The following is a 15,897-nucleotide window of genomic DNA, read 5'->3' on the forward strand; positions in this document are numbered from 1 at the left end:
GAGCGGATCCGTCATCTGCGCCGCTCAATCATCTTCATCCTCATACCCCACCAGCGCCAGGGCACGTGCCGGGCGCTGGTGGAGCGCACACCAGCGCAGCAAGGCTTCTTCCCGCCCGTGGGTGATCCAGGTTTCGGCCGGGTTCACCTGGGTGATCGTCGCGGTCAGTTCATCCCAATCGGCGTGGTCGGAAATCACCAGCGGCAATTCCACGTTGCGCTGACGCGCGCGCTGCCGCACCCGCATCCAGCCCGATGCCATCGCGGTGATCGGATCGGGCAGGCGCCGGCTCCAGCGGTCGTTGAGCGCCGATGGCGGGCAGACCACGATGTGCCCCATCACGTCGGCCTTGGCTACGCCGGCAACCGGGCGCAGGTCACCCAGGTCGATGCCCCATTCGCGATAGAGGCCGCACATCCGCTCCATCGCCCCGTGCAGGAAGATCGGCGCATCGTGCCCCGCACGGCGCAGTTCGGCAATCAGGCGCTGCGCCTTGCCCAGGGCATAGGCGCCCACCAGCACGCAACGCTGCGGATGGGCTGCCAGGGCTTCACGCAGGCGGGCGATTTCCTCGTCGATCGGCGGATGGCGAAACACCGGCAGGCCAAACGTCGCCTCGGTGATGAACACGTCGCAGGGCACCACTTCGAACGGTGCGCAAGTGGGATCGCGCCGACGCTTGTAATCGCCTGTCACCACCACGCGTTGGCCATCGCGCTCCAGCAGGATCTGGGCTGAACCCAGCACGTGCCCGGCGGGCACGAACGTGGCCCGGATACCGCCATCCAGGTCTATGCTGCCGCCATAGTCCACCACGCGCCCACCTTCGGGCATCACGCCATAGCGCAAGCCCATGATCGCCAGCGTGGCCGCCGTGGCGACGGTCTGCCCGTGCCCGCCGCGCGCATGGTCGGCATGCCCGTGCGTGACCAGCGCCCGGGCCACGGCATGCGCCGGATCGATCCAGGCATCGGCCGGGGGCAGATAGATGCCCTGCGGCTCGGGGCGAATCCAGGCAAGGTCAAGGGCCATGTGCGGTGACAATGGACCGCAGGCCCCTTGGGTTCCAGATGGGCGTTGGGCCAGATGGGCGCAAAAAACCTCCCCATCATCGATGGGGAGGGGAACCGCGGCGAAGCGGTGGCGGAGGGGCAGCAGCAGCGCAAGGCGTCGCCCCTCCGTCAGGCCTGCGGCCTGCCACCTCCCCGCGCGCGGGGAGGATCGAGGGTCAAGCCCCCTGCGGCTGCAACCCGCCGTTGCTGCCACCGCCGACGAAACGGCGCCCGGCGCGCGGCACCGTGGCACCGGGTGCGGCGATCGGCCGGGCCGGGCCGGAGAAGCTTTCGGGCCGTTCCAGCTGGCCGCCGTCCATCAGCGTCTTGATCTCGTCACCGGTCAGCGTTTCGTATTCCAGCAGGGCCTGGGCCAGCAGGTGCAGCTTGTCTTCGTTGGCACGCAGGATTTCCACGGCGCGGGCATAGCCCTGGTCCACCAGCGCGCGGATTTCGCTGTCGATCAGCTTGTTGGTGTCTTCCGAGGCCATGAGCCGGGCCGAACCGCCCATGCCCAGATAGCCTTCCTGCTGGTCTTCATACTGCAGCGGCCCCAGCTTTTCCGACATGCCCCACTTGGTCACCATCGAACGCGCCAGGCCCGTGGCATACTGGATGTCGCCCGAGGCGCCCGACGAGACCTTGTCGTGCCCGAAGATGATTTCCTCGGCCACGCGCCCGCCCATCGAAACCGAGAGGTTCGCGTGCATCTTGTCGCGGTGATAGGAATAGCTGTCGCGTTCGGGCAGGCGCATGACCATGCCCAGCGCGCGGCCGCGCGGGATGATCGTGGCCTTGTGGATCGGATCGGAAGCCGGCTCGAACACCGAGACGATCGCATGGCCGGCCTCGTGATAGGCGGTCATCTTCTTTTCGTCTTCGGTCATGACCATGGAGCGGCGTTCCGCGCCCATCATCACCTTGTCCTTGGCGTCTTCGAATTCCTGCATGGCCACCAGGCGCTTGTTGCGGCGCGCGGCGAGCAGGGCGGCTTCGTTGACCAGGTTGGCCAGGTCCGCGCCCGAAAAGCCGGGGGTGCCGCGCGCGATCACGCGCGGGTTCACGTCGGGCGCCAACGGCACTTTCTTCATGTGCACGCCCAGGATCTTTTCGCGGCCCTCGATATCGGGCACCGGCACCACCACCTGGCGGTCGAAGCGGCCGGGACGCAGCAGCGCGGGATCGAGCACGTCGGGACGGTTGGTGGCGGCGATGATGATGATGCCTTCGTTGGCCTCGAACCCATCCATTTCCACCAGCAGCTGGTTCAGCGTCTGCTCGCGCTCGTCGTTGGAATTGCCCAGGCCATGGCCACGATGGCGGCCCACCGCGTCGATTTCGTCGATGAAGACGATGCACGGCGCGTTCTTCTTGGCCTGTTCGAACATGTCGCGCACGCGGCTCGCGCCCACGCCAACGAACATTTCGACGAAATCCGAACCCGAAATGGTGAAGAACGGCACGCCCGCTTCGCCGGCAATCGCGCGGGCCAGCAGGGTCTTGCCGGTACCGGGCGAGCCGACCAGCAGCGCGCCCTTGGGAATCTGGCCACCCAGCTTGGAAAAGCGGCTGGGATCGCGCAGGAATTCAACGATTTCCTGCAGTTCCTCGCGCGCTTCGTCGATGCCGGCGACGTCGTCAAACGTCACGCGGCCCGAACGCTCGGTCAGGAGCTTGGCCTTGGACTTGCCAAAGCCCATGGCGCCCGAACCGCCACCCTTCTGCACCTGGCGCAGGGCGAAGAACGCCACGCCCAGAATCAGCAGGAACGGCAGCGATTGCGCCAGCACCCACACGAGCATGTTGGGCTCTTCCTGCGCCTTGCCGGTGTAGGGCACGTTGTTGTCCTGCAACAGCTTGGGCAGCAGTTCCTTGTCCCCGTCCACGGGCGTGGTGGTAAAGGTCTGGTCGTTCTTCAGCGTGCCGGAAATCTTGTCGGCGCCGATCTGCACGTCGCGCACCTGGCCTTCGGCCACCCGGGCGCGGAAATCGGAATAGCCGATCTGCGTTCCCGAAGCATCGCTGCGTGCCCCGAACATCGAGACCACGAGCAGCAGGGCGAGGAAGATACCCCCCCACACCAGAAGGCTCTTCATCCAGGGATTTCCCTGCGGCTGGTCATCGTTCATCGGTCACGCAATCCTTTCACTGGGGAAGGTAGGTGCGATCCGCTGAATGGCAAGTTGCCGAATCGCGCGTGACCCGCCCAAGGCTGCAATAACGGCACGAAAGCGGTGTTTTTCACCCTGCCCGATGGGGTGCGGCGCGCGAAAAATGCCAGATCGGCCCCCGGCCTTCGCCGCGCAGCCCGGCCAGTGTCGCCACCTGCCCTTGCGCCAGTGCGCCATGCCAGCGTGCCAGCTCTGCCCCGCGCAGGGCATTTGCTCCGGCATCGAGCGCCGCCAGCACCTGCTCCAGCAGGCGCAGGGCCAGGGCCTGGGGCAGATCGGCCGGCACCGCCAGCATGCCCCCGTGCCCGTCACCCACGCTCTGCCAGCCTTGCACGAAAAGCTGCCGCGCCGCCCAGTCCAGCGCGGCATCGGCTTCGCCCAGATGCTGCGCGCTGGCGGCCCAGCCGGCCGGGTCGAGCCAATCGGCACCGGCCAGCCCGGCGCGCACGCGCACCCGTTCAAAGCGGTCGTCGCGGTTGGACGGATCATCGGCCGCCACCACGCCGGCGCGTGCCACCACCGCGGCCAGGTCTGCCCGGCGCCAGCCCAGCAAGGGCCGCCATAGCGGCAGGCCCTGGCTGCCCGGCACGATGGCCTGTGTGCGCATGCCGGCCAGACCCCGCACCCCCGCCCCGCGGTTGAGGCGCATGGCCAGGGTTTCGGCCTGGTCGTCCAGGTGGTGCGCCGTGGCGAGGCCTGCCAGGCCCTGCGCGCCCGCCCAACCGGCCAGCGCCGCATAGCGCGCAGTGCGGGCACGGGCCTGGATGGCGCTGCCGCCACCCAGGTCGATCTTCAGCGTGGCATGGGGCACCCTCAATCGCGCGCAGAGCGCGGCCACCTCCTGCGCCTCGGCCGCAGCCGCGGCTCGCAGACCATGGTCCACCGTGGCCACGGCAATGCGTTCGGGGCAGTGTGCTGCGGCGAGCAGCAGCAGCGCGCAGCTGTCCGGCCCGCCCGAAACCGCCAGCCCTACGCGCGCCGCATCATCGAGCCCCAGCGCGGCCCAATCGCGGGTGAAGCGGATCAGGTCTTCGGGCGCAGGCTCAATCGCACTTCACCCCTTTGATCGCGGTGTCGTACTGGCTTTTCAGGCGGCCGGCGATCTGGTCGGGATAGGCATCACGCAGTTCGGCAAAGGCGCCGCAGGCGCGCTTGGTGTCGTTGATGCGGGTCATCGCCACGCCCAGGTAGAGCAGGCTGTCGGGCGCGCGATCGCCCTTCTTGTCGCCCAGGTAGTTCTGCAGGAACCACTGCGCCGCCGTGCCCGGCTTGCCATCTTCCAGATAGGCCCGGCCCAGCAGGTTGCGCGCCAGGCTGATCTGCTTGGCCTTGGGATAAGTGGTGACGAACTTGGTCAGCTGCACCTGCGCTTCGGGATAGAACTTGGCGTCATAGAGGCGAAAGCCATACGTGTATTCGTCGGCCTGCTTGTCGCCGGTCGACGGCTTCTCGATCGCCGCGACGGCCGCGACGCGATCGGGCGAAGGCTTGGCCGGGGTCGGCGCCGGGGTGGATGCAACGGTCGGCGTAACGGTCGGCGCCCTGGTCGAAGCGTCACCCGGGGGCACCGGGCGCGTGGCGGGTGCGGCGCTCGCCCCGGTCGGTCCGCCAGGGAAGCCGGAATTGCCGGTGGGCGTGGGTGCCCCCGCCGGCGGCGCTGCGGCGGTTTCCAGTGCCGCAACGCGGCTGTCCAGCTTGCTCAGGTGGTTCTGGTTTTCCTCGCTCGCGGCGGTCACCTGGCGCAGCTGCGCTTCCACCGCATCCAGGCGCGAGAGCACGTCGGTCAGCGGCGTGGTCGCCACGCTGGGCGGCGGCGGCGTGGCCGAAGGCGGAGTGGCCGTGATTTCGGGGCCGAACGTGCGGCCGGCGCCATCGGGAAAGACCTTGCGCTGCAAGGCGCGGATTTCCGCTTCCAGCCGGCGCAGGCGCGCCTCGGTGGTTTCACCCGGATTGCCCACGGACTGGGCATGGGCGGCCTGCGGCAGCACCGGCATGCCGGCCAGGGCCAGGCCCATGGCGGCAAACAGCGCGGCCCCGGGCACCAGCCCCTGGCGCGCCTGGCGCAATGTGGGGCTGGCCGTGCGGAACTTGGTCTTCATGGTAACTCCCGTCTCGATCATCTGCCGCCCCCGACAGCATCCGCCCCCCGGCGCATGCTTTGCCAATGCTGCGTGAATGTGCTGGATGGGCAGGCACGCAGCCTGCCGCCCACGATGTTTTGCGAAGGGCCACAAGGTGCCGCACCGCGCGCGACAAGTCGAGCCTTGATGCGATTCCGGCCGATCGGTTGGTACCGATCAATTCGTTGCGGGCGCTGCCGTTTCGGGCGCCGCATTGGCCACGGCCGGCTGGGCGGCGGCGTCACCGCCAGCATCGGCGCTCACCGGGGCGGTCGTTGCCGTGCGCCGCCGCACCAGGCGATGTGCCGGGCCAGCGTCCGCACCGGCGGCAACGGCCTGGCCGGCCGGCGCTGGCGCGGCAGCTGCCGCGCGGTCGGCCCGGGCCCACAGCGCCGGTCCGCTGACCGCCACATCCTTGACGATGCCCTGCTTGTCGGCAATGCGCGGCACGGCCTGGCCGCCGATGGTGATCGTCAGGGCATCGGGACGCCCGGTCCACAGCTTGGGATCGGTGACGCCATCGGGCACGGTATAGGTTTCGCCCTTGGCCATCAGCTTCTGCACCAGTTGCTTGCCGCTGCCATCGTAGAACTTGACCCAGATGCGGTCTTCCTGCGCGGTGAACACCACCGGACCGTTGGGCCGGGCGGCGGGCGCCGAGGCGCTGGGCTGCGCGGCCGGCTTGGCCGCCACTGGCTTGGGCTCTTCCGGGCCGACCAGCGCGGGCAATTCGGCCGAGGGCCAGTAATAGCTGCGCCAGAACACCAGCCCCAGCCCCAGCACCGCCACCACCAGCAGGCCCGCCAGCCAGCTGACCAGGCGCGAAGGCGTCTTGGCCGGATCGCCGGCTTCGAACTGGTGGATCACGCGGGTTTCCGGCGCGGGCGCGCGGGCGCTCAATTCGGTGCGCACGGCCTGGGCGATCGCAGCTTCGTCCAGCCCCACCGCCTTGGCATAGCTGCGAGCAAAACCCAGGGCATAAGGGCGGCCGGGCAGGCTGTCATAGTCGCCCGCTTCCAGCGCTTCGACATGGCGCGCCGTGATGCGCGTGCGCGCGGCAATATCCTTGAGCGAAAGCCCCTGCGCTTCGCGTGCGGCGCGCAAGGTTGCGCCCACGCGATCTGGCACGCCAGCCGGGGCGGCTGCGTCTGGCTGGGGGGAATGGAAATCTGACCCGATCGAGTCGGCCAAGGCGCGGCTCCCGTCTTTCTATGCTTGTTTTGCAACCCGGTGGCTTGATGAAAAGCCGCTAGAAGGGGATCGTTGCAATTGCGCGAAAGTCAACCGTTTTGCGGCGCGCAACCGGCGAAAACGGCCATGCGAACCCGGTTCAATCGCAATCGATGCCCTGTGCACAGGCCCACTGGGCCAGAACGCTGCGCATGTCGGCTTGCGGCGCGCGCAACCAGCCGTCCATCGCACTGCGAATCTCGCCCAGATCCACCTTGCGGATCAGTTCCTTGACCGGGCCGACCGCCGCCGGCGTGATCGACAGGCGGGTGATGCCCAGCCCCAGCAGCGCCAGCGCTTCCAGCCGCCGCCCGCCCATTTCCCCACACACGGTCAACGCCGTGCCGAACGGCGCCACATCGCGCACCACCCGCGCCAGGAAGCGCAGGATCGCTGGGCTGAGCCAGTCATAGCGTTCGGCCAGCTTGGGATGGGCGCGATCGGCGGCAAACAGGAACTGCGTCAGGTCGTTCGTGCCGATCGACAGGAACGACAGGCGCGGCGCCAGGATATCGAGGCATTCGGCCAGCGCCGGCACTTCCAGCATCGCGCCATAGCGGATCGCTTCGGGCAGCAGCTTCTTCTGCTTGCGCAGGAACGCCACCTGGCTTTCGAACACCGCCTTGGCCGCATCGAATTCCCACGGCTCGGTCACCATCGGGAACATCACGTTGAGCGTGCGCCCGGCGGCCGCCTCGATCAGTGCGCGCGCCTGCACTTTGAGCAGCCCATCGCGCTCCAGCGCCACGCGCAACGCGCGCCAGCCCATGGCCGGATTTTCCTCGGTCTCGCCGTCGTTGTGGCGCAGATAGGGCAGGACCTTGTCCCCGCCGATATCCACCGTGCGGAACACCACCGGGCGATCCCCCACCGCTTCCAGCACATCGCGATAGAGCCGGGTCTGCCGCTCGCGCTGGGGCATGGTCGCCGAAACCAGGAACTGGAATTCTGTGCGGAACAGGCCGATGCCGTCGGCCCCGGTCAGCGGCAGCATCGGCATGTCGTCGCGCAGGCCGGCGTTGATCATCACCGTGATGCGTTGCCCGTCGCGCGTGACCGGCTCCACATCGCGCATCGTGGCGTAATGGGCCTGGCGCTCGCGGTTCTTGGCAAAGCGCGCTTCGAACGCTTCGACCAGGCTGGGCGCCGGGCGCACATCGATCACGCCCTGGTCACCATCCACCAGCAGGATATCGCCATCGCGCACTTTGCCACGCAGCGCGCGCACGCGGCCGACCACCGGAATGCCCATGGCCCGTGCCACGATCACCACGTGCGCGGTGAGCGAGCCTTCTTCCAGGATCACGCCCTTCAGCCGGCGCCGGTCGTATTCCAGCAGTTCCGCCGGGCCCAAGTTGCGCGCGATCAGGATCGCGTCACCTTTCAGCCCCATGCTCGCGGCCGTGCCCAGCTGGCCCGAGACGATCCGCAGCAGGCGGTTCGACAGGTCTTCCAGGTCGTGCATGCGGTCGGCCAGCAAGGGATCGTCGATCTGGCGCATGCGCATGCGGGTGCGCTGCTGCACGCGCTCGATCGCGGCTTCTGCCGTCAGGCCGGAATCGATCGCCTCGTTGATGCGGCGGCTCCAGCCTTCGTCGTAGGCGAACATGCGATAGGTCTCGAGCACTTCCTCGTGCTCTCCGCCCACGCCGAATTCGGCCTGGCTGGCCATGCGGTCGATCTGCTCGCGCATCTTGTCGAACGCGCGATAGACCCGCTGGCGCTCCGCCTCGGTATCTTCGGCCACGACATGCTCGATCGTCACGCGCGGCTGGTGGAACACCGCCTGGCCCACCGCCAGGCCTTTCACCAGGGTCTGGCCCTTGAGACGATCGGGCCCCGTCAGGTGGTCGGGCACGCCGGCCACGTCCTCGTCGTCGATCAGTTCGGCATTAGCGATCAGTTCGGCCAGGACCATGGCGACGGTCTGCAGCGCCTCGATCTCCACCTCTTCATAGCGGCGCGGATCGACATGTTGCACCGCCACCACGCCCACCGCGCGCTGGCGGCGCACGATCGGCACGCCGGCAAACGAGTGAAAGCGCTCTTCGCCCGTTTCGGGGCGGAATGCGAAGTCGGGATGAGACGCGGCCTCGGCCAGGTTCAGCGTCTCTATATTCTGGGCGATCGTGCCCACCAGCCCCTCGCCCACCGCCATGCGGGTGACGTGCACGGCAGCCTGTTCCAGCCCGCGCGTGGCGAACAGTTCCAGCATGCCTTCGCGCAGCAGATAGATCGAGCAGACTTCGCTGTTGAGGTTCTCGCCGATCACGTCGACGATGCGGTTCAGCTTGGCCTGCGCGCCGGAGCGCGAGGCCATGACCTCGTGCAGCGAGGTGAGGATCGCGCGGGCAGAGGCAACGGCAGTCAACATCTGCAAAGGCCTAGCGCAGCCCATCGGGTTTGCAAACGGGGCCTGCTGCCATTGCGGAAATATTCGTATGCAACTCTGCTGCGGCGGCGCCCGCTGCGCCGGCCACGTCCCGGCCCGGTCAAAGTATCATGCCTACGCAAAAGGCCGGCCCCGTGGTGGGAGCCGGCCTTCATCAATCCAGGTGCATATTCGCTTGGTTCTGGATGGTTCTGGCGCGGTGGGATCAGTGAAGCAGCGCCAGTTCTTCCTTGATGCGCAACTTGCGCCGCTTGAGCTGCATGAGCAGGGCCACATCGGGGGCTGGCCGAGCCATTTCCTCGGAAATCCGGCGTTCCAGGCCGGCGTGCTTTGTCTGCAAGGCGGTGATGTGCGTCGTTTCCATGCGTTGACCTCCTGAAGGGCGCGGGCCGGGATAGGCCGCCACCCGGTCAAAACCCGTGCGGGAGACATTCCCACGCGGTCGGCCCCGATGTCTTCGGCTCCGATGCTTCTGTTCTGCGAGTCGTCAACAGTCGGTGCGTTGTCATGGTCCCACATTCGCCGTATCTTGCAAGGGGAAGCACGCCGGGTCGCACCGGCATCGCGTTCATGTGTAGGCGGCGGTGACGAAATGTGCACCATGCACGCCCAATGGGATTTTCACGCCCAAGGCCGGCAGTGGCAGGCCGACGGTTGGGAGGGATGTTGCAGCTTGGGCGTGGGTGCGCGTTGCAATTGGGTTCGGGAGTGGTGGGTGTGACCGAAGAGGAAATGCGCAAGCGACTGGAGGCCCTGCGCCTCGAGCATCGCGATCTTGACGTGGCGATCGATGCGCTCACGCTCAACGGCGCGGTAGACCAGTTGCAGGTGGCCCGGTTGAAAAAGCGCAAATTGCTGCTGCGCGATCAGATTTCCATGCTGGAAGACTATCTCATACCCGATATTATTGCGTGAAATCAAATACTTGATTGGTCACGTGCCAGGCGCGCACGGCGGCGGCAAAGCGTTCCGTATCGAGACAGCGGCAAAGCGGTTGGGCACCGGGCCGGCCGGGGCATTGAGTGCGCCGGGCGATCGGTCTTATGCGGCGGATAGACCCATTGCGTTTTCTACGAACGCCTCTCTTCCAGATCGCCACCATGCCGCTTACCCCCAGTGCCAATCCGCGCATCGTCGAGGCGCTTTACGAGCAGGCCCTGGCCCTGGCCGATCGCGCGCGCGCGGAATTCCAACTGCTGCGCCTGCAACCCGCCAACGATGGCGGCAGCCATCCCGGCAGCGAAGACCTGATGCGGGTGCAGGCCAGTTGCGAAGCGCTGCGCACCACCACCCGGATCATGCATTGCCTGGCCTGGCTGCTCAACCATCGCGCCTGGTTCGCGGGCGAACTGACCGCGTTGCAACTGCGCCGCCATGGCCGCCTGATCGCGCATTTCCCCGCCAGCGACCCGGCCAGCGTGGCGCACCTGCCGGGCGCCGCCCAGGATGTGGTGCGAGAAAGCGAGCGGCTCTATCAACGCATCCACCGGCTTGAGCAGGCCTGGCAGGAACCGGCCGGGCTTGCAGCATCGCCCGACCACCTGCCCCTGGCGCTGGCCCGCCTGCGCGAAAGGCTGGGCCTGGCCTTGGCCGAAGCGGGCTGACGGCTTGCACCCGGGGGCGTGCGTCCCCATAGCATGGCCATGGCCAGTTCTTCCCTTCCGGATCGTTCCACGTGGAACACGGGCGCGGCCCAGCAGCTGGAGCCGCTGGTGCGGCGCGTGCTGGCGCCAAACCCGTCGCCCTATACCTTTACCGGCACGCAGACCTACCTCGTCGGCGCCGGGCGGGACGTGGCGGTGATCGATCCGGGCCCCGATGGCACCGGGGTGGCCGGGCATGCCGATACCAACGGCGAAGGCCATGTCGCCGCGATCCTGGCGGCGGTGGGCACCGCCCGCGTCGCCGCGATCGTGTGCACCCACACCCACCGTGACCACAGCCCCGCGTCGCGCCCCCTGGCTGCACTGACCGGCGCACCGATCATCGGCTGCGCGCCGCTGGCACTCGAAGACAATGGCCCGCGCGCCGATGCCGCGTTCGACCCGGATTACGCCCCGGCCCGCATCCTGGCCGATGGCGAGGAACTGCACGGCGATGGCTGGACGCTGCAGGCGGTGGCCACGCCGGGCCACACCAGCAACCACTTGTGCCTGTCGCTCAAGCAAAGCGGCGCGCTGTTTACCGGCGATCATGTGATGGGCTGGTCCACCAGCGTGGTCTCGCCACCCGATGGCGACATGGCCGCCTACATGGCGTCGTTGCAGAAGCTCTACGATCGGCCGCAGGACCGCATCTATTATCCCGCCCATGGCGATCCGATTCCCAATCCCCACCAGTTCGTGCGCGGAATGCTGGGCCATCGCCGCCAGCGCGAGCGGCAGATCCTGCGCGTGCTGGAAAGCGGCACGCACGATATTCCGGCCATGGTGGCGCAGATGTACAAGGGGTTGGACCCGCGCCTGACCGGCGCGGCCGGCCGCTCTGTGCTGGCGCATCTGCTCGATCTGGAACGCCAGGGCCGGGTCGTTCGTTCGGGGGAACAATGGACGATACCAAGCTGACCTCGCCGCCCGCTGCGACACGCCCCGCTTCGCCTGCCCGGCGCAGCGCCCTGCCCTGGCTTTTGTTCGTGGCCGCGCTGGCCCTGGCCGGCCTGTTTGCATGGCTCTTGTGGAAACCGCAGGACATCGGCAGCCCGCTTGCCACCAGCCTCGTGGCATTCGAACGGCAAAACAGCCTGACTGTGTTCAGCGCCGAAATGGCCCCGGTGGTGTCCAGCGACGACAGCCGCCTGTTCGGCCTGGTGCAGTCCAAGCAAGTGGCGGTGATCCCTGCCCGCGTCGATTACACGGTCGATCTTTCGCAGATGAACACCGACCGCATGGCGTGGGACGCTGCCAGCCAGACGCTGTCGGTGCGCCTGCCGCCCTTGCGCCTGAGCCGCCCCAACCTGGACGAAGCCCGCGCGCAATATTTGCGCGAAGGCGTGTGGATCAGCCGCGCCGCGCAGGACAAGCTGACGCGAGACAACACCCGCCTGGCTGAACAGCTGGCCACCCAGCAAGCCGCCAATCCCGTGCTCATGGGCCTGGCGCGCAATGCCGCCAAGGACGCCGTGCGCCAGAACTTGGCAATTCCGCTGCAAGTGGCCGGCTATGGCAAAGTCACCGTCAACGTGACGATCGACGGCGATACCGGGCGCTGACACGGCCCGCTGAAAAGGCCCCTCCACCACCGCAGCGCGGCGGTCCACCTCCCCGCCTCCGGCAGGGAGGATCACAACAAGATCCTCCCCATCCGCGATAGGGCGGTGGCTGGCCGCAGGCCTGACGGAAGGGCCATTTCCCAATCCCCGCTTGGCATCGGGCCTTCGCGCCCCTAAGTCGCCCACCAAGGAAGCCGGGCATGCCGTGTTGGCCCGGCAGCAGGAGCGACCCATGACGGCCCAGCCCACCAACTTGTCCGGCCTTGATCTGCGCGCCGAAATCGACCGCCTGCGCATCGAGCGCAAGGCCGTGATCCTGGCGCACTATTACCAGCGCCCCGAAATCCAGGACCTGGCCGATTTCGTCGGCGATTCGCTGGAGCTTTCGCGCAAGGCCGCGGCCACCGATGCCGAAGTGATCGCCTTTTGCGGCGTGAAGTTCATGGCCGAAACCGCCAAGATCCTCAGCCCCGAAAAGATCGTGGTGCTGCCTGACCTCGACGCCGGGTGCAGCCTTGAGGATTCCTGCCCGCCCGACAAGTTTGCCGCGTTCCGTGCGCAGCATCCCGATCACATCGCGCTTACCTACATCAATTGCTCGACCGAGGTGAAAGCCCTCTCGGACGTGATCGTGACGTCATCGAGCGCCGAGACGATCCTCGCCAAGATTCCGCCCGAACAGAAGATCATCTTCGGGCCCGACCGGCACCTGGGCGGCTATCTCAACCGCAAGTTCGGGCGCGACATGCTGCTGTGGCCGGGCGTGTGCATCGTGCACGAAGCCTTCAGCGAAACCGAGCTGCTCAAGCTCAAGGCACAGCACCCCGATGCGCCCGTCGCCGCCCACCCCGAATGCCCGGCGCACATCGTCGATCATGCCGACTATGTCGGCTCCACCAGCGGCATTCTCAATTATGCCAAGGCGATGGAGGGCGACACCCTGATCGTGGCGACCGAGCCGCACATCATCCACCAGATGGAACTGGCGATGCCGGGCAAGACCTTCATCGGTGCGCCGGGTGCCGACGGCAACTGCAACTGCAATATCTGCCCCTACATGGCGCTCAACACGCTGGAAAAGCTTTATCTTGCCTTGCGTGACCTGAGCCCGCGGATCGAGATCGAGGAAGGCCTGCGGCTGGAGGCCAAGAAAAGCCTGGATGCCATGCTGGCCATGGCCAGCGCCACGGTGGGCCAGGGCGATCTCGGGCGCCCCTGATCTTTCTATAATTCACCTGTCCCAAAAGCCCGGGAGCCAATCGGCCACCCGGGCTTTTTCTTTGCGCGTTCCAAGCAAAATCTGGAGGCCCATCCGCCGTGCCCCCTTGCGCCCTGGCACAGTCATGGGCAAACTACGTTGCAAAGAACAACTCAATTTCCTTACAGCAAGAGGCGTGCATGACCCAGTCTTCCAGCCAGCCCCATCACGAAGCGCTTTTCCAGCCGATCGCGCTGGGCGCCATTTCCGCGCCCAATCGCATTCTCATGGCGCCGCTCACCCGCGGCCGTGCGGGCCGCGATGCAGTGCCCACGCCGATCATGGCCACGTACTATCGCCAGCGCGCCAGCGCCGGCCTGCTCATTTCCGAAGCCACCGGGATCAGCCAGGAAGGGCTGGGCTGGCCCTATGCACCTGGCCTGTGGACCGATGCCCAGGTGGAAGGCTGGAAGCCGGTGACCGACGCCGTGCACGAAGCCGGCGGCCGCATCGTCGCGCAGCTCTGGCACATGGGCCGCGTCGTCCATCCCGATTTCAACGATGGCCAGCCGCCGGTTTCGGCCTCTGCCACGCGCGTGCCCGGCCACGTCCACACCTTCGAAGGCCGCAAGGACGCGGTGGAAGCACGCCCGCTGCGCCTCGACGAGATTCCGCGCCTGCTCGATGACTATGCCCGTGCCGCCGAAAACGCGAAGAAAGCCGGTTTCGACGGTGTGCAGCTGCATGGCGCCAATGGCTACCTGATCGACCAGTTCCTGCGCGATTCGTCCAATTTCCGCACCGACGAATATGGCGGCAGCCCCGAAAACCGCGTGCGCCTGCTACGCGAAGTGATGGAGCGGCTGATCGCGGTGTGGGGCGCCGATCGCGTCGCCGTGCGCCTTTCGCCCAACGGCGATTCGCAAGGGGTGGATGACAGCAACCCGGCCGCCGTGTTCACCCTCGCGGCGCAGGAACTGGAAAAGCTCAAGCCCGCGTTCATCGAACTGCGCCAGCCTGGCCCCGATGGCACCTTCGGCGCCACCGACGTGCCGCAGCAGGACGGCCTGTTCCGCCAGCACTTCACCGGCCCGCTGGTGCTCAACAGCGATTACACGCCCGAAAGCGCCGCCGCAGATGTCGCATCGGGCCGGGCGGACGCGATCAGCTTTGGCCGCCCGTTCATTTCCAACCCCGACCTGGTCGAACGCATCGCCAAGGACGCCCCCCTGGCACCCAACAAGAACGTGCCCGAATCGTGGTACTTCCCGGTGCCCGAAGGCTATGCGGACTATCCCACCCTGGCCGAAGAAACCGTCTGACAAACTCCCGCCCCTCCGTCAGCCCTGCGGGCTGCCACCTCCCCGCCAAGCGGGGAGGATCTTCCCGATCCTCCCCATGCAAATGGGGAGGGGGAGCGCCGCGAAGCGGTGGTGGAGGGGAAAATCCCGCCTTGGCTTACTGCGCTGCCGGTGCGGCAACAGGCGCAGCCGGCGTGTCCGCAGCCGGTGCCGTCGCGTCCTCGCTCGCGGCGGCTTCCGGCGCGGCGGCGCTGGCCTTGGCCTTGGGCGGCGGCTGCAAGGGCGGCGTGCCGGTGGCACCATCCAGGTCGATCATCGCGTCGCTGACGCTGCCCGGCAGCACTTCGCCGCCAGCCGCCTTGGCCGCGCCCTTCTCCGGCTCGGCGCCTTTCTGGCAGGCGCCCAATGCAAGAAGCAGGGCAAGAGCAGGCGCGATCTTCATGGCCCCAATCTTCATGACTTCGTCTCCACCACGGGCGGGCAGGCCAGGTCGAGCTTGGCCAGGAACGTCGGCAGCCGCGCCAGCAGCGCCTCGTCCCACTGCGCGCTGCTCACTTCGCGGCCCAGGTCTTTCAGGCTGGTGACGCCGAATTCCTCGATCCCGCACGGCACGATGCCGCCAAAGTGCGAAAGATCGGGCGACAGATTCACCGAAAACCCATGCATCGTCACCCAGCGGCGGATGCGCACGCCGATCGCGCCGATCTTGGCTTCGCGCCCATCGGCCCCGGCGCACCAGATGCCGATGCGCCCTTCCGCGCGCCAGGCGGTGACGCCGAAATCGCCCAGGGTATCGATCACCCAGCCTTCCACGGCATGGACGAACCCGCGCACGTCGCGCGCGCGCTTGCGCAAGTCGAGCAGGACATAGCCGATGCGCTGGCCCGGCCCATGATAGGTATAGCGCCCGCCGCGCCCGGCCTCGACCACTTCGAAACGCGGATCGAGCAGTTCGGCGCGATCCGCGCTGGTGCCGGCGGTATAGACCGGGGGGTGTTCGAGCAGCCACAGCATGTCGCCCGCCGTGCCATCGGCAATCGCGGCATTGCGCGCGGCCATGGCCTCCAGCGCGGGCCGATAGGGCACCGGGGCGGTTTCACGGACGATCTCGATCGGATCGGGCACGATATCGGGCATACGCATGATGCGCTCCGACTTGGCCCCGACAGGCGCCTAAAGCAAGGGGGCACAAGGCGGTAAGACACGTGCGCAGGCGCGCAGGCTT

At 67.4% G+C, this 15,897-nt stretch carries 15 protein-coding genes; 6 read left to right on the top strand and 9 right to left on the bottom strand.

From position 1 onward, the window contains the following. Positions 1-24: 24 nt before the first annotated feature. The 7 genes from FHW94_RS10015 to FHW94_RS10045 all read right to left on the bottom strand — a co-directional run bounded on the left by FHW94_RS10015 (position 25) and on the right by FHW94_RS10045 (position 9,329). On the bottom strand, positions 25-1,032 hold the full coding sequence (locus FHW94_RS10015; protein WP_168555698.1) for a ligase-associated DNA damage response exonuclease: 1,008 nt from the start codon (positions 1,030-1,032) through the stop codon (positions 25-27). 196 nt (positions 1,033-1,228) lie between these two features. After that, a complete protein-coding gene (gene ftsH / locus FHW94_RS10020) occupies positions 1,229-3,181 on the bottom strand; it encodes an ATP-dependent zinc metalloprotease FtsH (RefSeq protein ID WP_168555699.1) in 1,953 nt (650 codons plus the stop codon). 112 nt (positions 3,182-3,293) lie between these two features. Further along, positions 3,294-4,271, bottom strand: coding sequence for a tRNA lysidine(34) synthetase TilS (gene tilS / locus FHW94_RS10025; RefSeq protein ID WP_168556074.1), 978 nt, complete (start codon positions 4,269-4,271; stop codon positions 3,294-3,296). Then, positions 4,267-5,322 (bottom strand): tetratricopeptide repeat protein, encoded by a 1,056-nt coding sequence (locus FHW94_RS10030; RefSeq protein WP_168555700.1) that lies wholly within the window; start codon positions 5,320-5,322, stop codon positions 4,267-4,269. The genes tilS and FHW94_RS10030 overlap by 5 nt, the downstream gene beginning before the upstream one ends. 198 nt (positions 5,323-5,520) lie before the next feature. Further along, positions 5,521-6,534 (bottom strand): helix-turn-helix domain-containing protein, encoded by a 1,014-nt coding sequence (locus FHW94_RS10035; RefSeq protein WP_168555701.1) that lies wholly within the window; start codon positions 6,532-6,534, stop codon positions 5,521-5,523. A 139-nt stretch (positions 6,535-6,673) separates the two neighbouring features. After that, entirely contained in the window at positions 6,674-8,947 is a 2,274-nt protein-coding gene (gene ptsP / locus FHW94_RS10040) for a phosphoenolpyruvate--protein phosphotransferase (protein ID WP_210425600.1), read from the bottom strand. A 223-nt stretch (positions 8,948-9,170) separates the two neighbouring features. After that, on the bottom strand, positions 9,171-9,329 hold the full coding sequence (locus tag FHW94_RS10045; protein ID WP_168555703.1) for a DUF465 domain-containing protein: 159 nt from the start codon (positions 9,327-9,329) through the stop codon (positions 9,171-9,173). A 353-nt stretch (positions 9,330-9,682) separates the two neighbouring features. Here FHW94_RS10045 and FHW94_RS10050 point away from each other — a divergent pair, with 353 nt between their 5' ends. From FHW94_RS10050 to FHW94_RS10075, 6 genes are all read left to right on the top strand, one after another. After that, positions 9,683-9,880, top strand: a complete 198-nt coding sequence (locus FHW94_RS10050; protein WP_168556075.1) for a DUF465 domain-containing protein — start codon at positions 9,683-9,685, stop codon at positions 9,878-9,880. A gap of 185 nt (positions 9,881-10,065) precedes the next feature. Next, on the top strand, positions 10,066-10,569 hold the full coding sequence (locus FHW94_RS10055) for a DUF1465 family protein (protein WP_168555704.1): 504 nt from the start codon (positions 10,066-10,068) through the stop codon (positions 10,567-10,569). Positions 10,570-10,608: 39 nt separating this feature from the next. Further along, positions 10,609-11,529 carry an MBL fold metallo-hydrolase gene (locus FHW94_RS10060; protein ID WP_210425601.1) on the top strand — a complete coding sequence of 307 codons (921 nt, stop codon included), beginning with the start codon at positions 10,609-10,611 and terminating at the stop codon, positions 11,527-11,529. Next, positions 11,511-12,173, top strand: coding sequence for a DUF4230 domain-containing protein (locus tag FHW94_RS10065; RefSeq protein ID WP_168555705.1), 663 nt, complete (start codon positions 11,511-11,513; stop codon positions 12,171-12,173). The genes FHW94_RS10060 and FHW94_RS10065 overlap by 19 nt, the downstream gene beginning before the upstream one ends. 232 nt (positions 12,174-12,405) lie before the next feature. After that, positions 12,406-13,392: a quinolinate synthase NadA gene (nadA, locus tag FHW94_RS10070; RefSeq protein ID WP_168555706.1), complete on the top strand. Its 987-nt coding sequence runs from the start codon at positions 12,406-12,408 to the stop codon at positions 13,390-13,392. A 179-nt stretch (positions 13,393-13,571) separates the two neighbouring features. Continuing rightward, entirely contained in the window at positions 13,572-14,693 is a 1,122-nt protein-coding gene (locus tag FHW94_RS10075) for an alkene reductase (RefSeq protein WP_168555707.1), read from the top strand. 136 nt (positions 14,694-14,829) lie between these two features. Here FHW94_RS10075 and FHW94_RS10080 read toward each other — a convergent pair whose 3' ends face one another. Then, on the bottom strand, positions 14,830-15,129 hold the full coding sequence (locus FHW94_RS10080) for a hypothetical protein (RefSeq protein ID WP_168555708.1): 300 nt from the start codon (positions 15,127-15,129) through the stop codon (positions 14,830-14,832). Beyond that, positions 15,126-15,815 carry a lipoyl(octanoyl) transferase LipB gene (gene lipB, locus FHW94_RS10085; RefSeq protein ID WP_168555709.1) on the bottom strand — a complete coding sequence of 230 codons (690 nt, stop codon included), beginning with the start codon at positions 15,813-15,815 and terminating at the stop codon, positions 15,126-15,128. The genes FHW94_RS10080 and lipB overlap by 4 nt, the downstream gene beginning before the upstream one ends. Positions 15,816-15,897: the final 82 nt, after the last annotated feature.

This window comes from Novosphingobium sp. SG720, from assembly GCF_012275365.1.
In the GTDB taxonomy this organism is placed as follows: Bacteria; Pseudomonadota; Alphaproteobacteria; order Sphingomonadales; family Sphingomonadaceae; genus Novosphingobium; species Novosphingobium rhizosphaerae.

Excerpts from the sequence above, each read along its gene's own strand:
- FHW94_RS10055 (WP_168555704.1), top strand. The coding sequence starts at position 10,066 with ATGCCGCTTACCCCCAGTGCCAATCCGCGCATCGTCGAGGCGCTTTAC.
- FHW94_RS10075 (WP_168555707.1), top strand. The coding sequence starts at position 13,572 with ATGACCCAGTCTTCCAGCCAGCCCCATCACGAAGCGCTTTTCCAGCCG.
- nadA (WP_168555706.1), top strand. The coding sequence starts at position 12,406 with ATGACGGCCCAGCCCACCAACTTGTCCGGCCTTGATCTGCGCGCCGAA.
- FHW94_RS10030 (WP_168555700.1), bottom strand. The coding sequence starts at position 5,322 with ATGAAGACCAAGTTCCGCACGGCCAGCCCCACATTGCGCCAGGCGCGC.
- FHW94_RS10065 (WP_168555705.1), top strand. The coding sequence starts at position 11,511 with ATGGACGATACCAAGCTGACCTCGCCGCCCGCTGCGACACGCCCCGCT.
- FHW94_RS10045 (WP_168555703.1), bottom strand. The coding sequence starts at position 9,329 with ATGGAAACGACGCACATCACCGCCTTGCAGACAAAGCACGCCGGCCTG.
- FHW94_RS10015 (WP_168555698.1), bottom strand. The coding sequence starts at position 1,032 with ATGGCCCTTGACCTTGCCTGGATTCGCCCCGAGCCGCAGGGCATCTAT.
- FHW94_RS10080 (WP_168555708.1), bottom strand. The coding sequence starts at position 15,129 with ATGAAGATTGGGGCCATGAAGATCGCGCCTGCTCTTGCCCTGCTTCTT.
- ptsP (WP_210425600.1), bottom strand. The coding sequence starts at position 8,947 with ATGTTGACTGCCGTTGCCTCTGCCCGCGCGATCCTCACCTCGCTGCAC.
- FHW94_RS10060 (WP_210425601.1), top strand. The coding sequence starts at position 10,609 with ATGGCCAGTTCTTCCCTTCCGGATCGTTCCACGTGGAACACGGGCGCG.
- ftsH (WP_168555699.1), bottom strand. The coding sequence starts at position 3,181 with ATGAACGATGACCAGCCGCAGGGAAATCCCTGGATGAAGAGCCTTCTG.
- lipB (WP_168555709.1), bottom strand. The coding sequence starts at position 15,815 with ATGCGTATGCCCGATATCGTGCCCGATCCGATCGAGATCGTCCGTGAA.